This is a genomic window from Deinococcus grandis (genome assembly GCF_001485435.1).
Taxonomy (GTDB): Bacteria; Deinococcota; Deinococci; order Deinococcales; family Deinococcaceae; genus Deinococcus; species Deinococcus grandis.
In genome coordinates this window covers 1,881,002-1,898,310 of record NZ_BCMS01000001.1, presented here as the reverse complement: position 1 = coordinate 1,898,310, position 17,309 = coordinate 1,881,002, and the positions used below count along the sequence as shown (strand labels likewise).

Sequence of the window (17,309 nt, the reverse complement as noted above, 5' to 3'; positions counted from 1 at the left end):
TCAGGCCCGCCCGTCCAGGCCCGGCCACTCGCGCCGCAGCAGGTCCAGCCGCACCGCGTCGAACCGCTCACCGCGCACCACGCGGGCCTCCCGCACGCGCCCCGCCTCCCGGAAGCCCAGCCGCAGGGCCGCGCGGATCATCCGGTCGTTCCCGCCCCAGGTGCTGAACGTCAGGACGTGTGCGTCCGTCTCGTCCAGCGTCGCCTGTACCCACAGCGCCAGCGCCCGCGCCCCCAGTCCACGCCCCCAGTGCGCCGGGTCGTAGATCAGGATGCCCAGGTCCCACCAGCCGCCATCCGCTGGGTCCTCCTCGGCGCGGTTCACCATGCCGACCACCACCCCGCCCACGTCGATCACGCGTTCGTTCGGGTTCGGCGGACTGGACGCCAGCGTCTGCGCGTACCGCTGCAGGTTCGCGGTGGTGTCCCACGCGGGTAGGTACGGCGCGTCCCACTCGCGCCAAGCGGCGTCCGGGTCGGTCAGCCAGCGCGTCAGGACCGGCAGGTCACGCGGGCGGCGACCCCGCAGGGACACGGCGGCAGGGGAGAGGTCGGCAGGGGAAGACACGCGCGCATCCTGCCACAGCCGCGCGCCCCGGACCGCATGCGGGCCTTCAGCTGAACTTCAGCGCCCGCAGCAGCGCGGGCAGCAGCGTACCCGCCGCGACGAGCAACGCGCCCGCCGACGCGATCAGCACGGCGGCGGCGGCGGCGTCCTTCGCCACCTTCGCCAGCGGGTGCCGGTCCGGGCTCACGAGGTCCACGGTCGCCTCCAGCGCGGTGTTCACGAGTTCCAGGCTCAGCACCAGCGCGCAGGCCAGCGCGACGGGCGCCAGCGGGGCGCGCAGCAGCAGGGCCACCCCCAGCGCCAGCGCGGCCGCCCAGCACTCGATGCGGAAGTTCGCCTGCGTGCGGTACGCGTGCCGGACCCCCGCCCACGCGAACCCCGCCGAGCGCCACCAGCGCCGCGCGTTCCAGGCCGAACCGTCGCTGCGCACGGCGTTCGCTCAGGCCCCGTCGGGCAGGGCCGCGCGGGCCGCGTCCCACGCGCCGTGGAACACTGCCCACTCGGGCCCGGTCGCGCCTTCCTCAAAGCCCAGGCCCTCCGCGTGCGGGTGGTCATTTCCCACCAGGTGCGTCAGGCCGTGGCTGGCCAGCAGCGCCACCTCGCGCGTCAGGCTGTGCCCGCGCGCCTCGGCCTGCCGCGCGGCCGTGTCCAGGCTGATCACGATGTCCCCCAGGTGAGGCGGGACGAACGGGTCGCCGGGTTCCCAGGTGGGGAAACTCAGGACGTCCGTCACGGCGTCCTCACCCCAGTGCTCACGCTTCAGGGCGCGGATGGTGCGGTCCCCGACGAGCACGACCGTCACCTCGCGCTCCTCGACGCCGAAGTGCGCCATCACCGCCTCCAGGCTCCCGCGCAGCGCGGGACGCAGACCGGCGGGCGGCGTCTTGCGGACAATCAGATCAATCACTTCTCAGAGGATAGAGGATGGCTGATGGCAGATGGAAAAGGCCCGGCACCTGTGCGCGCCGGGCCTTTTCCATCAACCATCTACTGTCTACTGTTCACGCCCCGCCGCTGCGTCCCCTTCACCCTCGGGGATGCTGGCGAACTCGCCGCGGCGCGCGGCGCGCTTGTCCTGCTCGGCGTTCTCGGCCGTCTCGTACGCCTTGATGATGCGGCCCACCAGCGGGTGGCGGACCACGTCCGCGTCCGTGAACTCGTGCCACGCGATGCCGTCGATGTTGCCCAGCACGCGCCTGGCGACCGCCAGTCCGCTCGTGACGTGACGCGGCAGGTCGATCTGCGTGACGTCGCCGGTCACGACGACCTTGGACGAGAAACCCATGCGGGTCAGGAACATCTTCATCTGTTCGCCCGTGGTGTTCTGCGCCTCGTCCAGGATGATGAACGCGTCGTTCAGCGTCCGGCCGCGCATGAACGCCAGCGGGGCGATCTCGATCACGCCGCTCGTCAGGTACGACTCGAACTTCTCCTGGTCCAGCATGTCCTGCAGCGCGTCGTACAGCGGGCGCAGGTACGGGTCGATCTTCGCCTGCAGGTCCCCCGGCAGGAAGCCCAGCCGCTCCCCGGCCTCCACGGCGGGGCGGGTCAGGATGATGCGTTTGACCTTCTTGGCCTTCAGGGCCTGCACGGCCATGGCGACCGCCATGTATGTCTTGCCGGTCCCGGCCGGGCCGATCCCGAAGGTGATGTCGCTTTTATCGATGCTGTCCAGGTACTGTTTCTGGCCGGGCGTCTTGGGTTTCAGGCCGCGCGGGAGGCTCAGGCCGGTCACCTGCGTCTCGGCGGCGAGGCTGCGGCCCTCACCGCTGAGGCGTGCGGAGCGCAGCAGGCTGTCCGGGGTGAGTTCCCCGCCGCCGCGGACGACGTCCAGGGCGTCTTTCACCATGCGTTCGGCCGAGCGGACCTGCTCCTCATCGCCGGTGATGGTGATGGTCTCGCCGCGCGCCACGAGTTTCGCCTTCGTGAGTTCGCGCATGCGGCGCAGGTTCGCGTCTCCTGCCCCGAGCAGCGCGTACGCCTCGCGCTGGTTCTCCAGGGTCACGGTCGCGCTGAACGCGCCGGGAGTGGGGAGGCCGCTGTCCTGTTGAGGCTGTGTCAAATCGTCTCCAGTGCGCGCGGTGCGCAGTCCTCACCCCACGGATGGGGTCAGGGGGAAGGGGCGTGGGGTCATCGGGAGGCCCCCATGATGCCGCACCCGCACGGGGTGGGGGGTGCTCCCCGGCACATTGTGGGCGGTGCCCCACGGCACATTGTGCGCCGCACGCCCACCCGCCCGCATCCCCCATTTCCCTTAGCGCCTGCGTCATACGGACGGCACGGTGACCGGGCGGACGGGGAGAACTGCTGAGCAGCAGAGCATGGAGGCGTGAGCAGGCTGATGATCCATGACCCGTGATCAGCGGGCATCCAGGGCTTTCAGGGCCGCGACCCGCTCCCGCGTGACCGGATGCGACCGCAGGAGGTCCAGCCATGATCCCCGGTCCGTGCCGCGGTCCCCCTCCTGCGCGTCCAGGCGCGTCAGGATGTCCTGCAGGGGCCGGGTCGTGCCGTAGCGGCCGCGCATGAAGTCGGCCGCCACGCGGTCCGCTTCGGTCTCGGCGGCGCGGGAGTACCCGCCGCGCAGGATCGCCGCCGGGACGGCCGCCGCGAACGACGTCGAACTGACCAGATCACCTGTCAGGAGCGTCCCGACCAGCCCCAGCCCCAGCCCCTGGTACACCGTTGCCAGGCCGTGCCGCCGCGTGACGTGCCCCGTCTCGTGCGCCAGGACGCCCAGCAGTTCCCGGTCCGAGCGGGCCAGCGCGACCAGCTGGTCGGTCATGACGATCGTGCCGTTCGGCAGCGCGAACGCGTTCGCGCCCACACCCAGGTCCCCGGCGGGTTCCCCGTCGCGCAGCAGCAGCCGGTACGGGTACCCGCCGCCCGCCCAGGCCTGCACCTGCCGGAACTCGCGTTGCAACTGCGCCTGCCGCTCGGCGGTCAGGCCGCTCGGGCCGATGAGGTCGCGTTCCTCCAGCACCCGCAGCGTCTGTTCGTCGAAGGACGCCAGCACGCCCCGCGGCGTGGCCCGCGCCGCCTGCGCCGCCAGGGCCGGGATGCCCCACACGATGAACGCGCCCAGCAGCGCGAAGGCCAGCGCCACCGCGCCCAGCGCGCTGCCCCAGCGTCCCTCCAGCCACGCCACGCCCCTCAGCGCCCGGTTGCGGCCAGCGGCGCGTTCCCAACCCAGCAGCGGCGCGAAGTCGGTCGTCTCGAACCTCGCCCCGCCGGGCAGGCGCACCACGCGCCGCACGCCGGGCAATGGCGGGTCCACGCTCAGCTCTGCGGGCGTGAACGAGTGGGTTTCGCCGTCCAGGGACAGCATCACGACCGGCCCCAGCGTGAGCCGCGCCGCGCGGTCCCGGCTGCTGTGCCCGTCGAAGTACACGCCGCCCAGCGTCACCGTGACCGGCGCGGGGCGGGTCATCAGAAGCCCACCTGGATGTCCAGCAGTTCCGACGCGGCCTCACCCAGCGCCGAGCCGGGCTGCTGCGCCTGCCCCCGGAAGTGGTCCAGGTCCGTGATCGTGCGGACGTGCACGCCCGCCAGGATGAACCGCGCCCGGCGCACCGCCGCCCACGGCGTCGCCAGGCCCAGCGTCACCACCTGCGCGAGGCTGTTCGTGACGCTCAGCCACACCAGTCCCCACGGACTGAACGTCGCGCCGGTGCGGACCACGCCGCCCAGCTCCGCGTTGTTCAGCACGTACCGCATGGTCGCGCCGCGCACGTACTGCCACGCGACCGTGTACAGCAGCAGGAACGACACGTACGCCACGCCCAGGAAGATCCAGACGGTCGGGCCGTCGAACAGGTCCTCGACGTCCGCCCCGGCGCGCAGCTCACCGCTCAGGGCCGACCACGCGCCCGCCACCAGCCCGCCCAGCAGCAGCGCCACGACACCCCCGGCGAGACTCAGGCCCAGCGACGTCAGCCCGATGATGTAGAACGGCGCCACGTCCCCCCGGAAGTGCCCGCGCGCCTGCCCGTACCCCAGCCCCCTGACCTGATACTGCCGCTGCATGAACCACGCCCACGGCAGCGCGAAGATGCCCGCGACACTGGCCGCCACGTTCGCCGCGCCGTACGCCACGTACGAGTCCCCGGCCGTGCCGTGGAACGAGAAGTTCAGGCCGCGGTGCACGGTGTTCGCCGCCTGGAACCGCAGTGACCGCCACACCAGCCACGGGTACAGCGCCACGTACAGCACGATCAGCGGCAGCGCCAGCCAGTACAGCTCCCGCTGGGACGCGTAGCTGTACAGCCCGAACAGGGCGCCCACCAGCAGGTAGCCGCGCAGCAGCGCCGCCGGGTTCGCGCGGTACTCGAAGTTCTGCCCGTCCAGCCACGTGTGCCCGTAGAAGTACTGCCGGGTCCGCACCCGCGCCCACGGCAGGTACACGCCCAGCGTCACCAGCGTCAGCGCCACGTTCACGATCCACAGCCGGAAGTACTCCCCGGCGGATCCGGTGAAGCTCAGGTCGTGACGGGTCACGTCCGGCGCGGCGCCGCTCACGCCGGGCAGCGACGGGTCCACCCCGGCAGGCACCGCCCCATCAGGCCCTGTACCGGTCGGCACCGCCCCGGTCGGTACTGCCGCGTGCCGACCCAGACCGTGCCCAGCGGGGTGGAGGGGGTCCGGATCGGTCAGGTGCGGGTCGGGCAGCGTGGCGTCACTCATGCGCCCATCGTACGGGGCGCTTCCCGGCACAGCTGCGGCATGTGCCCCGGCGGTACGTCCAGGGCCGGGCACGGCTGGGCGCAACAGACGAAGAGGGGAGGGCGCGCGGCCCCCCCCACAGCGCGGAGCCCCTTACCAGCGGCTGCCGCCACGGGCCGCCACGGGGGCGGGCGCGGCGTTCGTCACGTTGACGTTCTTGGCCTGCGGGCCCTTGCTGCCCTGGCCGGCCTCGACCTCGAATTCGACCTCGTCACCCTCGTTCAGCTTGCGGAACCCGCCGCTCTGGATGGCGCTGTAGTGCACGAACACGTCGGGGTTCCCCGGATGCTCGATGAAGCCGTAGCCTTTTTCCACGTTGAACCACTTCACACGACCTTGCGCCATAACTCTCCTTGCATCCCAGCGCGCGTCCAGCCAGGTGCAGTCCTCTGGACCTGAACCCTGTGTTGCGGCGGCGTGACGTTGAGACAGCTGGAAGTATCGCACGCCCCCCCAGCGTCATGTGGCGCACATGAGGACGCCCCCCGGCGCCCCCCCCGACCGGGCTGCCCGGCCCGCGCGCGCCGTGCTACCCTGGCGGCACTTCACCTGACCACGGCGCGCCCCCGCCCCGCCCCACGCGGCGGCCAGGCCGACCGTGACGCCCCGGAGGCCGCATGCCGCTCTACGCCCTGGACGGGCACCACCCCGACGTCCACCCCACCGCCTTCATCGCCCCCAGCGCCGACGTGATCGGCCAGGTCCGCGTGGGCGCCGGCGCCAGCCTGTGGTTCGGCGCGGTGCTGCGCGGCGACCTGGAACCCATCACGGTCGGTCCCGGCTGCAACGTGCAGGACGGCGCGGTCCTGCACACCGACGCCGGCTGGCCCTGCGTGCTCGAGGACCACGTGACCGTCGGGCACCGCGCGGTCGTGCACGGCGCCACCTGCGGGCCCGGCAGTCTGGTCGGCATGGGCGCCGTGATGCTCAGCGGCAGCAGCCTGGGCGCCGGGGCGGTCCTGGGCGCCGGCGCGGTCCTGCCCGAGGGCGCGCACGTCCCGGACGGCATGCTGGCCGTCGGCGTGCCCGCCCGCGTGGTCCGCACGGCCCCCAGCAGCGGCAACGCGCAGCGATACGTGCAGAACGCCCGGCGGTTCCAGGCGGGCCTGCAGGAACTGAGCCCCGGGCCGGTCCTGCAACCCGGGAACGAATGCGCGTCCTGAGCGGGACCCGGCGCGCGGGACGGTGCGCCGCCCCCTTCAGATCCAGACGATTTCAGGTCCAGATGCCAGTGCAGGTCCGGAGAGACACGTGACTGAACCCAGCGGCAAGCCCCTCGACCCGAGCAGCCCGCCCCCCGCCGCGCCCGAGGAGGCGGAACTGGCGGACATGGTGCAGGAACTGCGCCCCATGTTCCCGAACGCCGCGCCGTTCCTGGCGCGGTTCCTGCCGCAGTCCGACCCCAGCCACACGGGGCTGAGTCACCACTTCTGTGACCTGCACGGCTTCCTGAAGTTCCTGCACGAGCAGGGCTGGTACGGGTACCTGCACGCCGCGCTGGGCGATCAGCACGCGTTCGTGCTGCTGTTCGAGGGCCGCACCGTCACCGCGGCCGCCGCGAGCGCCACGGGCGAGCAGGCCCTCGGGGAACTCCTGAGTCTGTACGAGCAGGGCGCGCAGCTCAGCGCCCATCCGCTCCCGGCGCAGCTGGCGCACGTTCTGAGCGGCATCGGGTCGCGCGCGTGGAAGTTCAACCTCACCGAGGACTTCACGGGACTGCACGCCCGGCCCGGCGGGGCGATCTTCTACGTGAAGGGCGAGATCACCGCCACCATGCCCGCCACCCTCCCGTACGAGGGGGCGTTCCCGGCGCCGCTGCGGCCGCAGACACTGATCCTGCCGCGCAGCCTGGCCGGCTGGGCACACCACCACTACGCCTTGACGCTGCGCGGCAAGGACGCCCTGAACGCCATCACGGACATGCACCAGACGTTCCGCGCCAAGCACGGCCAGCCGGGCCTGGGCTTCATGCGCGCGCTGGGCGAGGACCTGTCGCCCGCCGAGTACGCCATGCGGACCGACGTGGCGCTGCACGACCTGGAACCCATGGTGCAGGACTTCCTGTCCGGCGGCCTGATCCGCGAGCACTGAACCGGCAGGCGCGCGGGCCTCCCCGGATCCGTCAGGGGAGGCCCGCGCCCGTTCCGGCACCCTCGGGTCAGGCGCTCTGGCGGACGCCCCGCACCGCGCCGTCCAGCAGCGCCGCGAGCCGCTCGCGCGTGAAGGGCCGCTTCCCTTCCAGCAGGGCGCGCTCACCGGCGTGCAGGTGCCAGTGCTTGCTGCCGCCCATCAGACGCAGCGACACGCCCTTGAGGTCCACGTGCCGGGGGCTGACCCCCGCGACGAGCAGCGGCTGCCCCTGGTCGCTCAGGCTGACGCTCATGACCGTGGTGGGCAGGTCGTAGGGCCGCTCCATGCGGTAGATGTAGTCCGGGAAGTCCGCGACCTTCTCGAAGCCCAGGCCGCGGGTGGCCGCCTCGGCCTCCAGCCAGCCGAGCAACTCCACCCACTGCGCGTACAACGCCGAGTCGTGTGCATGTGACATGTGACACGAGCATACTCCACGGCGCCGCAGACCGCGTCAGTTCAGCAGCAGGATCCGGCCACCGGCCGCGTCCAGCGTCACGTGCCCACCCTGGAACACCTCGCCGGTCACCGCGTCGCGCCACTCGCCGTCCGGCAGGGACAGGCTCACGTCGTGCCGCCCCGCGCGGCGGCTGGCGATCACGGCGGCCCGCTCGACCAGTCCGCCCTCCTGGGTGTACTCGCGCAGGAACGCCACGGCGTCCTCCTCGGCGTGCACGAACCGCAGCCCGCCGCGTTGCAGGGCGCGCGTGGCGCGGCGTACGCCGATCAGGGCCTTCATGCGGCCGCGCAGGTCCGTGTCCCACTGCGACTCGTCCCAGGGCATCGCCTCGCGGCACCACGGCATCGCGCCGTCGCGGGACTGCGTCACGCCGACCTCGCTGCCGTAGTACGTGCAGGGCACCCCGGCGTACCCCATCAGCAGGGTCACGCCCGCCAGGAACTGCGTGCGGTCGTTGCCGACGCGGTACAGCGCTCGGGCGATGTCGTGCGATTCGAGCACGTTGAACATGCTCAGCGCCACCTGCGGCGGCAGCGCGTGGTACGCGTCCCAGAGGATCTCCACGAGTTCCTCGCCGCTCAGGAGGCTGGGCTCGAACATCATGTTCGCCTGCGCCAGCCACTGCATGACGGGCAGGCCGAACCCGTGGTAGTTCATGCTGCCGTCCTCACCCTGCCCTTCCAGCGCGTGCTCCGGGTCGTAGAAGCGCTCGCCGAACACGTACGCGTCCCCCGTCTCCTCGCGCGCGGCGCGTTTCAGGGTGCGGTGCAGCGGGAGGTTGTCCTCGTCGGTGCCGCCCGTGCCGATCATGTGCGCCACGTCCAGCCGCCAGCCCGCCGCGCCCCGGCGCAGCCAGTGCCGCACGACGCTCTCCTCGCCGCTGAAGAACTCCTGCACGGCCGTCTCGTTGCGGTAATCGATCTTCGGCAGGGTGGGCACGTCGAAGAACGCGTGGTACGGCAGTTTGCCCGGCTCGTCCCGCCACGTGAACATCGCCCGTTCGGGGGACAGTTCGTCGTCCATGGCCGCGCGGAACAGCGCGTTCTCGTTCCCGACGTGGTTGAACACGCCGTCCAGCACGATCCGGATGCCCGCCTTCGCGGATTCGCGGACCAGTTCGTCCCAGGCCTCGTCCCCGCCCAGGTGCGGGTCCACGTGGCGGTAGTCGGTGATGTCGTAGCGGTGGTTGCTGGGCGACACGAAGATCGGCGTCAGCCACAGCCCCGTGACCCCCAGCTCCTGCAGGTACGGGAGCGCCTGCGTGACGCCGTTCAGGTCCCCGCCGTAATGCCCGTGAATGTCCCCCCACGAGTCGATGGGGGTGTTCCACTCGACGTGCTCCACGACGCGGTCGCCGTACACGTACTCGCCGGTCTGCACGTCGTTCGTGGGGTCCCCGTTGCGGAAGCGGTCGGGGAAGATCTGGTAGAATACGCTCTCCCAGGCCCACTCGGGCGCGGTGTGCCCGGTCAGGTACGTGAACCACGAGCGGAAGCCCCGGCGGGTGCGGTGCAGGCCCAGCCCGGTCAGGTTCAGGTGGTCGTTCAGGAAGTTCAGCTGCCACGCGTAGCGCACGCGGCCCTCGTGGACGGGCAGGTCCGCCTCGAACCAGCGGCCCGGTTCCGTGCCGATCGGGTCGATCTCGCGCGCGGGCACGGACTCGATCTCGCCGACCCGCACGAACTTCAGGCTCACCCCGGTCACGGGCAGCGTCGTGCGGACCCGCACGCGCACGGTGGCGCCCATGGGTGCGCCCAGCCGCTCGGTGTACGCGGGCGTGTGGTCGTGTTGGGTGGACAGCAGGGTGAAGATACTCATGGTGGGCCTCCGGGCCGGAAAAACGACAGCGCAGCGGGCACGGCCTCTGCGCGCAGGAGCTGCGGTGAGAGGTCGTGCCCGCGGTGGGCAAGCGTTGCCTTTGAACTTTAGGCCACAGTCTGAAACAGACGGGGCAACACGGTCAAGACCCCCGCCGCCCGGCGCAGGCGCCCCCGCCCCAGCACTACGCCAGCGTGCGCTCGTACGCCGCGAGGTACTGCGGCACGATCACCGACGGGTGGAACTGCTCGGCCGCCGCGCGGCGCCCCGCCTGCCCCAGGCTCAGGTACAGGTCGCGGTTGCGCAGGATCTGCAGCGCCCGGTCCGCCATGGTGTCCACGTCCCCCACGTCCGCCAGGAAGCCGTTCACGCCGTCCTGCACGACCTCCGGAATGCCCCCGGCGCGCGAGGCGACGACCGGCACCTCGCAGCTCATGGCCTCCAGGGCCGCCAGCCCGAAACTCTCCTGCTGACTGGGCAGCACGAACAGGTCACTGATGCCCAGCACCGTCTCCACGTCCGGGAAGGACCCCAGGAAGTGCGTGCGGCCGATCACACCGCGCGTCTGCGCCAGCTCCATCGCCCTGGGCCGCTCCGGACCGTCCCCGATCATCAGCAGCCGCGCCGGGATCTCGGACGCCACCCGCGCGAAGACCTCCACCACGTCACACGCGCGCTTCACCGGCCGGAAGTTGCTGACGTGCACCAGCAGCGCCTCGTCCGGATGCGCGAAGCGGGCCCGCACCGCCGGGTCGGTCACCCGCACGAAGCGGTCACTGTCCACGAAATTGTGGATCACGTCGATCTCGCGGTCCACGCCGAACATCTCCCGCGTGTGCGCCGCGAGGTAATGCGACACCGCCGTCACCCGGTCGCTGCGCTCGATCGCGTGCCGGGTCGTGGAGCGGAACGCGGGCTCCTGGCCCACCAGGGTCACGTCCGTGCCGTGCAGCGTCGTGATCACCCGCGAGCGGCCCGTGATGGCCCGCGCGTGAATGGCCGCCGTGGCGTGCGGAATCGCGTAGTGCGCGTGCGAGAGTTCCACGCCGTACTCCTCGATGACGGCCGTCAGGGTGTTCGCCGCCGCGAGTTCCGGGTACGGCTGGTCGAACAGCGCGTACGCGTACCCGCCCACCTGATGAAAGTACGGGCCACTCACGCAGCGCTGCCCCGTCAGGCGGAACGGCTGCGCCGCGCCCACGAAATGCACCTCGTGCCCGGCGCGGGCCACCTGCAACCCCAGTTCGGTCGCGACCACCCCGGACCCGCCGGCGCTGGCGTGACACAACACCGCGACCTTCACGGACGCTTCCCTTCGATCTTCCGGCGTGACGCACGAGCTGACGAAATCATGAGTGCCAACTATACGGGGCGCGTGTCAGCGCAATGGTTCCCCCACACTCCTTCCGGGCCGCGCGGTGGCGGCGTTCACCGCTCAGGGACGCGCAGGTCACCCGCCGCGCCGAAGTGTTCGCGCAGGAAACGGCCCTGCGTGAGCAGCCGGTCGGCGGCAGCGTGATCGTGCCGCAGCGCCTCGGCGACGCCGCCCTCGATCAGGGACAGCTGTTCGAGGAGCAGCGTCTCCGGCGGCTGCCCCTGCGCGTCCAGCTGCGCGCGGGCCGCGGGGGTCAGGTGCAGGAACGCGCGGACGGTGTCCGGCAGGTAGTCGCTGAGCGTCTGGCGCAGCAGGAAGGCCGCGCGGGCGTCGGCCGGTTCGCTGCGCAGCGCGTCGTGCACGGTGCACAGCAGCGCCCAGGCGCGCGTCCGCGCCGGTTCGGGCAGGCGCAGCAGGTCGTCTGGCAGGGGGCGCGTCGGCGCGGGCGTCTCGGTGGGCGTGACGTCCGGGGCGGGCGCGCGGCGGGTCGCCAGCAGGATCACCACGGCCGCCAGCGCCAGGATCAGCAGCGGGGTCATGGTTTCGGGGTGGCGGAACGGCCGGTCAGGTTCCCGACGTCCAGCAGGAAGTTCCCGTCACTGGGCAGCATGACCGTCTGGATCCCGGGGGACAGTTTCTCCGCGACGGTCAGCTGGATCAGCTGCGGGTTCTCGCGCAGCGCGCGGCCGCGCAGCGAGAGCGCCTCGGCCTCGCCGCGCGCCTTGGCGACCGACGCCTTCGCGGCGCCCTCGGCCTCCACGACGGCGCGCTGCGCGGCGATGTTCGCCTGCTGCAGCTTGTTGCGTTCCACCGCGACCTGCTGCTCGGCGGTCTGCTTCTGCTCGATGGCCTTGGCGACGCTGTCCGGGATGCGCAGTTCGCGCAGCAGGACGCTGTCCAGCGTGAGGTTGTTCTGCTGGAACACCTGCCGCAGGGCGTTCGTGATGCTCGCCTCGACCTGCTGGCGCTGCGTGCTGATGATGTCGGCGGCGCTGAACTGCCCGATCGCGTCGCGGACCTTGCTGCGCACCTGCGGGCGGATCACGGTGCGGACGTAGTCGCGGCCGAGTTCCTTGTGCAGCTGCGCGGCCTTGGCGCGGTCCACCCGGAACTGCACGGTCACGTCCGCCGTGATCTCCAGGCCCTCCTTGCTGCGCGCGCGGATGGCGCCCTCGTCCCCGTCCTGGATGTTGTGCGCCAGCGTGACCTCCTGCAGTTTCGCGTCGTACAGCGTCACGTGATCCACGAACGGCACGAGGAAGTGCACGCCCTCCTGCAGCGGCTGGCCCTTCACGCCGCTCAGGGCGCTGAACGCCACGCCCACGTACCCGGCGGGGACGACCTTCACGCTCTGCGCGACCAGCACCCCCGCGATGAGCAGCCCGCCCAGGATCAGCGCGGCGCGGCGGTTCGGGCGGACGGTGAGCTTCGGGGTGGCGCGGCTCTTCTGGTCGGTCATGTCACCGGTACGGCCCGGACTCTCACCGGGTTCCCATGCGCCGGGTCAGGCGTCGGGGGTGTCGCCATCCACGTACACCCACGCGCCGCCCAGCTGCGTGAAGCGGCTGCGTTCCCGCAGGGCGTACCGCTCGCCGTCCGGCAGGCGCAGCTGCGCCGTGAAGGTCACCTCGTCCCCCTGCGCCCCGTGCACGCGCAGGCCCAGGTAGCGGGTGCCGTCGCGCAGGTCCAGCGTGGCGGGGCGGGTGTCCGGATGCCAGGTGCGCTGCACGTACGCGCTGTCGCCCAGGGCGTACGCCGCGTAGCGCGAGCGCATCAGCGCCTCCGGGGTGGCGGCCGCCTGACCGGCGTGCAGCGGGCCGCAGCAGTGCCCGTAACTCCGCCCGGAACCGCAGGGACACGACTTGAACGGGGGGTACGCGAGGGGCATGCGCGCAGGCTAGAGCATTTGGGCGCCGTCCGTGTACGCGGCCCGGGGGCACGGTCAGTCCGGCCCGGGCGGGCCATAATGGCCGCAATGAGTGCCACCGAAGTCATCACCTCCCTGCAGAACGCGCACGTCAAGCGGCTCGTGCGCCTGCGGGGCCGCCGCGAACGCGAACAGGACGGCGTGATCCTGATCGAGGGCGCCCGCGAGATCGCCCGCGCCGTCACCAGCGGCATCAAGCTGAGTGCCGTGTACAGCACCCCCGAGCTGCACAGCCCGGAAGGGGAGACCCTGGCCCCCACCCTGCACGCCCCCACACACCTGCTGTCCCGCGCGGCCTTCGAGAAGGTCAGCGGCCGCGAGAACCCGGACGGCCTGCTGGCCCTGGCCCCCACCCCCGCGCGGCCCCTGCCGGAACCCGGCGCGCAGGCCGTGACGGTCGTGCTGCACGGCCTGGAAAAACCCGGGAACGTCGGCGCGATCCTGCGCAGCGCCGACGCCGCCGGGGCGGACAGCGTGATCGTCCTGGGGCGCGGCGCCGACCCCTACGGCCCGAACGTGATCCGCTCCTCGCAGGGCAGCGTGTTCACCCTGCCGGTCGCCGTGATGAGCGAGGACGAGGCGCAGGCGTGGCTACAGGAGCGGGACTTCACGACCTTCGCGTGCACCCCGGACGCCGGGCGCGCCTACTGGGACGCGCCGCTGACCGGCCGCGTGGCGCTGCTGCTGGGCACCGAACACGAGGGCCTGCCCGAACACTGGCGCCGCACCGACCACAGCGTCAGCATCCCCATGGACGCCAGCCGCGGCGCGGACTCGCTGAACGTCGCCACGGCCGCCGCGCTGATGCTCTTCGAATGCGCCCGGCAGCGCCGCGCCCGGAGCGGACCGTGATCCAGGCCTCGAACGACCCGTACCGGGACTGGCTGCGCGTCCGCCTGAGCGCCGAACTGGGCGTGAACGAGGCCGAACAGATCATCCAGGGCGCCGTGCAGCGCCGCGGCTGGACCGCCCTGCGCGCCCTGGGGCCCCGCGACGTCGTGGCAGTCCTGCAGGACGTGTACGCCCGCCTGCGCGACGACTACGGCGACGCCCGCGCCGACCGCTGGCTGGAGGGCACCACCCTGGACCTCGCCCGCTTCGCGGAGACCGTCCCGGTGCCCGCGCAGCCCACCGAGGGCCCCATCGCGCCCGCACCGAGCCCCATCCGCTGGGGGCGCCGCGCGCACGACCTGCCGCTGCTGCTGGCCCGCTCGCACGCCGAGATCGCCGGGCGCAGCCTCGCCGGGATCCGCGCCAACCCGGACCTGCGCGCCCTGGAACGCGCCGCCGAGTGGGACGTGCAGGCCACCCAGGCCGAGGTCCGCCGCTGGGAGACCGAGGAGATGCTCAGCCGCCTGCGCGCCGACCACGCCCGCATCGAGGTCGCCGATCAGGTCGCCGCCGCCGCCGCCCAGGCGCAGCTGCTGGACCTGAACGTCCGCGAACTGGAGGACGCCGTGCGCACCAGCCCGGCCGCCGCGCCCCGACTGGCCCACACGCGCCTGATGGCCGCCCAGACCCACGCGTTCCTGGACGCCTTCACGCCCCTGATCGACCTGGCCGACGCCGACACGCCCCTGACCATGCTGGACGTGGACCTCGCGCACGCGCGCTTCTCGCTGGGCGTGCCGCTGCACCCGAACGTCCTGCGGGCCCGGCAGGCGCTGAACTACGCGCAGTGGCACGCCGGGGACGCCGACGGCAGCCCCGCCGTCCTGCAGGCGCACCACGCGCTGCACCTCGCGCAGGAGGAAGCGCGCGCGCAGCTGGCCACCACCCTCCAGGCCGCCCGTGCGCACCAGGAGGCCCTGCGCGACCTGAAGACGCAGGTCGAGACGCTGGAACGCCGCGCGGCGCAGCTGCAGGGCCTGGGCGGCGACCCCCTGAGCCTCGCGCGCGTACGGCTGGACTGGCGGCAGGCCCGCACGGCCGCGCGCGTGCAGGCCCACCGCCTGGAGGAGGCCCTGAAACTCCTCGACGCCCTGGTCAGCGAGGGCGACACCGTCAGCACCCCCGCTCCCTGACGTACGCGGCGGGGATCGTGCCCACCGTCGCCGTTGCCCGCGCGGGAACAGGACAGAATGCCGCCATGACTTCCAACAGCGCGGGACAGCAGCAGGCGATTCTGGCCGGAGGCTGCTTCTGGTGCACCGAGGCCGTCCTGAAGGACGTGCGCGGCGTGCAGAAGATCGAGAGCGGCTACATCGGCGGGCACACGCCCAACCCCGACTACCGCAGCGTGTGCAGCGGCGCGACCGGGCACGCCGAGGCGGTCCGCGTGACCTTCGACCCCGCGCAGGTGTCGTACAGGGATCTGCTGGGCCTGTTCTTCGCCACGCACGACCCCACCAGCCTCAACCGGCAGGGCGCGGACGTGGGCACCCAGTACCGCAGCGCCGTGTTCCCCCTGACCCCCGAACAGGAGGCCCAGACGCGTGAGGTGATCGCCGACCTGACCGCGCAGGACGTGTTCGGCAAGCCCATCGTGACGACCGTCGAGCCCGCCAGCGAGTTCTTCGTCGCCGAGGAGTACCACCAGAACTACTACGAGAACAACCCGCGCCAGCCGTACTGCATGGCCGTCATCGCGCCCAAGGTGGCGAAGATGAGGCAGTACTACAGCGACCGCCTGCGCGCGTAAGGCCACATAGAAAGGCGGCGAGGGAAACTCCCCTCGCCGCCTTCGTTCATCGGTTGGCTCATACGGATTCCGTTTGTTTCGCTGACAATCCGGAACTTCACCGGATCGCCAGCTCCACGTCCGGAACCCGCTTTGCTCCTTCTCGCATCCGCTCGGGTTGAAAGATTTTGCAAACCTTTCAACCGGAGTCCGTATCATACGGATTCCGTCCGTTTCATTGACAACCCGGAACCCGCTTGACTCCTGCTTTGCTGCGCAGCTCTGTGAGTCGCATCCGCTCGGATTGAACGGGTTTTGTAACCCATTCAATCGGAGTGAATATCAGGCTTTGCGGGCCTTCATGTTCTCGATGATCTTGTCCCCGAAGACGCTGGTCTTCACTTCGGTCGCGCCGTCCATGTTGCGGGCGAAGTCGTAGGTCACGACCTTCTGCTGGATGGTGTCGTCCAGACCCTTCAGGATCAGGTCGGCGGCCTCGGTCCAGCCCATGTAGCGCAGCATCATCTCGCCGCTGAGGATCACGGAGCTGGGGTTGATGACGTCCTTCCCGGCGTACTTCGGCGCGGTGCCGTGGGTCGCCTCGAAGATGGCGTGGCCGGTCACGTAGTTGATGTTCGCGCCGGGCGCGATGCCGATCCCGCCGACCTGCGCGGCCAGCGCGTCGCTGACGTAGTCGCCGTTCAGGTTCAGCGTGGCGATCACGTCGTAGTCGGTGGGGCGCAGCAGGATCTGCTGCAGGAAGTTGTCGGCGATGACGTCCTTGATGACGATGCCGTTCGGCAGCTGGCACCAGGGGCCACCGTCGATCTCCACGGCGCCGAATTCACGCTTGGCGAGCTCGTAACCCCAGTCGCGGAAGCCGCCTTCGGTGAACTTCATGATGTTGCCCTTGTGGACGATGGCGACGCTCTTGCGGCCGTTGTCGATCGCGTACTGGATCGCGGCGCGCACCAGACGCTCGGTGCCTTCCTTCGACACTGGCTTGATCCCGAACGAGGAGCTGTCCGGGAAGCGGATCTTCTTGACGCCCATCTCGCGCATCAGGAAGCCGCGGACCTTGTCGGCCTCGTCGGTCCCGGCCTTGTACTCGATCCCGGCGTAGATGTCCTCGGTGTTCTCGCGGAAGATCACCATGTCCACGTCCTGGGGGCGCTTGACGGGGCTGGGCACGCCGTCGAAGTACTGCACGGGGCGCACGCAGGCGTACAGGTCGAGTTCCTGACGCAGCGCCACGTTGATGCTGCGGATGCCGGTGCCGACCGGGGTGGTCAGCGGGCCCTTGATACCGAACAGGTACTCGTTGAAGGCGTTCACGGTGCTCTGGGGCAGCCACTCGTTCTCGCCGTACACCTCGAGGCTCTTCTCACCGGCGTAGACTTCCATCCACTCGATCTTGCGCTCGCCGCCGTAGGCGATCTCGACCGCGGCGTCGAGGACGCGGACACTGGCGCGCCAGATGTCGGGGCCGGTGCCGTCGCCTTCCACGAAGGGAATGACGGGGTGGTTCGGCACGTGCAGCTTGCCGTCTTTCATCGTGATCTTCTCGCCCTGCGCGGGCACCGTGATGTGCTTATCCATGACCCGGACACTGTACCCCACCGGGCCGGAACCCGAGTTGGTGTACCTGTTACCCGAAGGGTTTATACGCAGTCCAGAAGCGCGTACAGGTGCC

Annotated in this window: 19 protein-coding genes; 5 read left to right on the top strand and 14 right to left on the bottom strand. The window is 71.3% G+C overall.

From position 1 onward, the window contains the following. The 7 genes from DEIGR_RS09380 to DEIGR_RS09350 form a co-directional block, all read right to left on the bottom strand. Positions 1-567 (bottom strand): GNAT family N-acetyltransferase, encoded by a 567-nt coding sequence (locus DEIGR_RS09380; RefSeq protein ID WP_058976719.1) that lies wholly within the window; start codon positions 565-567, stop codon positions 1-3. A 46-nt stretch (positions 568-613) separates the two neighbouring features. Continuing rightward, complete coding sequence (locus tag DEIGR_RS09375; RefSeq protein WP_058976718.1) at positions 614-997, bottom strand: diacylglycerol kinase; 384 nt, start codon at positions 995-997, stop codon at positions 614-616. Positions 998-1,006: 9 nt separating this feature from the next. After that, a complete protein-coding gene (ybeY, locus tag DEIGR_RS09370) occupies positions 1,007-1,474 on the bottom strand; it encodes an rRNA maturation RNase YbeY (protein WP_058976717.1) in 468 nt (155 codons plus the stop codon). Between the two features lie 87 nt (positions 1,475-1,561). Next, complete coding sequence (locus DEIGR_RS09365) at positions 1,562-2,629, bottom strand: PhoH family protein (RefSeq protein ID WP_058976716.1); 1,068 nt, start codon at positions 2,627-2,629, stop codon at positions 1,562-1,564. A gap of 297 nt (positions 2,630-2,926) precedes the next feature. Then, positions 2,927-3,997, bottom strand: a complete 1,071-nt coding sequence (locus DEIGR_RS09360; protein ID WP_058976715.1) for a M48 family metallopeptidase — start codon at positions 3,995-3,997, stop codon at positions 2,927-2,929. Then, positions 3,997-5,250 (bottom strand): YjgN family protein, encoded by a 1,254-nt coding sequence (locus DEIGR_RS09355; RefSeq protein ID WP_083523987.1) that lies wholly within the window; start codon positions 5,248-5,250, stop codon positions 3,997-3,999. Before DEIGR_RS09355 ends, DEIGR_RS09360 begins: the two co-directional genes overlap by 1 nt. A gap of 132 nt (positions 5,251-5,382) precedes the next feature. Further along, on the bottom strand, positions 5,383-5,634 hold the full coding sequence (locus tag DEIGR_RS09350; protein ID WP_046844768.1) for a cold-shock protein: 252 nt from the start codon (positions 5,632-5,634) through the stop codon (positions 5,383-5,385). Positions 5,635-5,906: 272 nt separating this feature from the next. On the opposite strand from DEIGR_RS09350, the gene DEIGR_RS09345 reads away from it, so the two are divergent. Beyond that, complete coding sequence (locus DEIGR_RS09345) at positions 5,907-6,452, top strand: gamma carbonic anhydrase family protein (RefSeq protein WP_058976714.1); 546 nt, start codon at positions 5,907-5,909, stop codon at positions 6,450-6,452. 88 nt (positions 6,453-6,540) lie between these two features. Beyond that, positions 6,541-7,380 (top strand): hypothetical protein, encoded by an 840-nt coding sequence (locus DEIGR_RS09340; protein WP_058976713.1) that lies wholly within the window; start codon positions 6,541-6,543, stop codon positions 7,378-7,380. Positions 7,381-7,447: 67 nt separating this feature from the next. On the opposite strand, the gene DEIGR_RS09335 is transcribed toward DEIGR_RS09340, so the two are convergent. The 6 genes from DEIGR_RS09335 to DEIGR_RS09310 form a co-directional block, all read right to left on the bottom strand. After that, entirely contained in the window at positions 7,448-7,834 is a 387-nt protein-coding gene (locus DEIGR_RS09335) for an NADH-quinone oxidoreductase subunit 15 (protein WP_058976712.1), read from the bottom strand. Positions 7,835-7,870: 36 nt separating this feature from the next. Then, positions 7,871-9,694 (bottom strand): alpha-amylase family glycosyl hydrolase, encoded by a 1,824-nt coding sequence (locus DEIGR_RS09330; RefSeq protein ID WP_058976711.1) that lies wholly within the window; start codon positions 9,692-9,694, stop codon positions 7,871-7,873. A gap of 184 nt (positions 9,695-9,878) precedes the next feature. Further along, positions 9,879-10,997: an N-acetyl-alpha-D-glucosaminyl L-malate synthase BshA gene (bshA, locus tag DEIGR_RS09325; RefSeq protein WP_058976710.1), complete on the bottom strand. Its 1,119-nt coding sequence runs from the start codon at positions 10,995-10,997 to the stop codon at positions 9,879-9,881. Positions 10,998-11,122: 125 nt separating this feature from the next. Beyond that, complete coding sequence (locus DEIGR_RS09320) at positions 11,123-11,608, bottom strand: hypothetical protein (protein WP_058976709.1); 486 nt, start codon at positions 11,606-11,608, stop codon at positions 11,123-11,125. Next, positions 11,605-12,528 carry a prohibitin family protein gene (locus DEIGR_RS09315; protein WP_058976708.1) on the bottom strand — a complete coding sequence of 308 codons (924 nt, stop codon included), beginning with the start codon at positions 12,526-12,528 and terminating at the stop codon, positions 11,605-11,607. Before DEIGR_RS09315 ends, DEIGR_RS09320 begins: the two co-directional genes overlap by 4 nt. A gap of 45 nt (positions 12,529-12,573) precedes the next feature. Further along, entirely contained in the window at positions 12,574-12,957 is a 384-nt protein-coding gene (locus DEIGR_RS09310) for a YchJ family protein (protein WP_058976707.1), read from the bottom strand. Positions 12,958-13,044: 87 nt separating this feature from the next. Between DEIGR_RS09310 and DEIGR_RS09305 the strand changes: the two genes are divergently transcribed. The 3 genes from DEIGR_RS09305 to msrA all read left to right on the top strand — a co-directional run bounded on the left by DEIGR_RS09305 (position 13,045) and on the right by msrA (position 15,637). Beyond that, a complete protein-coding gene (locus tag DEIGR_RS09305; RefSeq protein WP_058976706.1) occupies positions 13,045-13,848 on the top strand; it encodes a TrmH family RNA methyltransferase in 804 nt (267 codons plus the stop codon). Beyond that, a complete protein-coding gene (locus DEIGR_RS09300) occupies positions 13,845-15,020 on the top strand; it encodes a hypothetical protein (protein ID WP_236704714.1) in 1,176 nt (391 codons plus the stop codon). Before DEIGR_RS09305 ends, DEIGR_RS09300 begins: the two co-directional genes overlap by 4 nt. 65 nt (positions 15,021-15,085) lie before the next feature. Beyond that, complete coding sequence (msrA, locus tag DEIGR_RS09295) at positions 15,086-15,637, top strand: peptide-methionine (S)-S-oxide reductase MsrA (RefSeq protein WP_058976704.1); 552 nt, start codon at positions 15,086-15,088, stop codon at positions 15,635-15,637. 321 nt (positions 15,638-15,958) lie between these two features. Here msrA and icd read toward each other — a convergent pair whose 3' ends face one another. After that, on the bottom strand, positions 15,959-17,215 hold the full coding sequence (icd, locus tag DEIGR_RS09290) for an NADP-dependent isocitrate dehydrogenase (protein WP_058976703.1): 1,257 nt from the start codon (positions 17,213-17,215) through the stop codon (positions 15,959-15,961). Positions 17,216-17,309 lie beyond the last annotated feature (94 nt).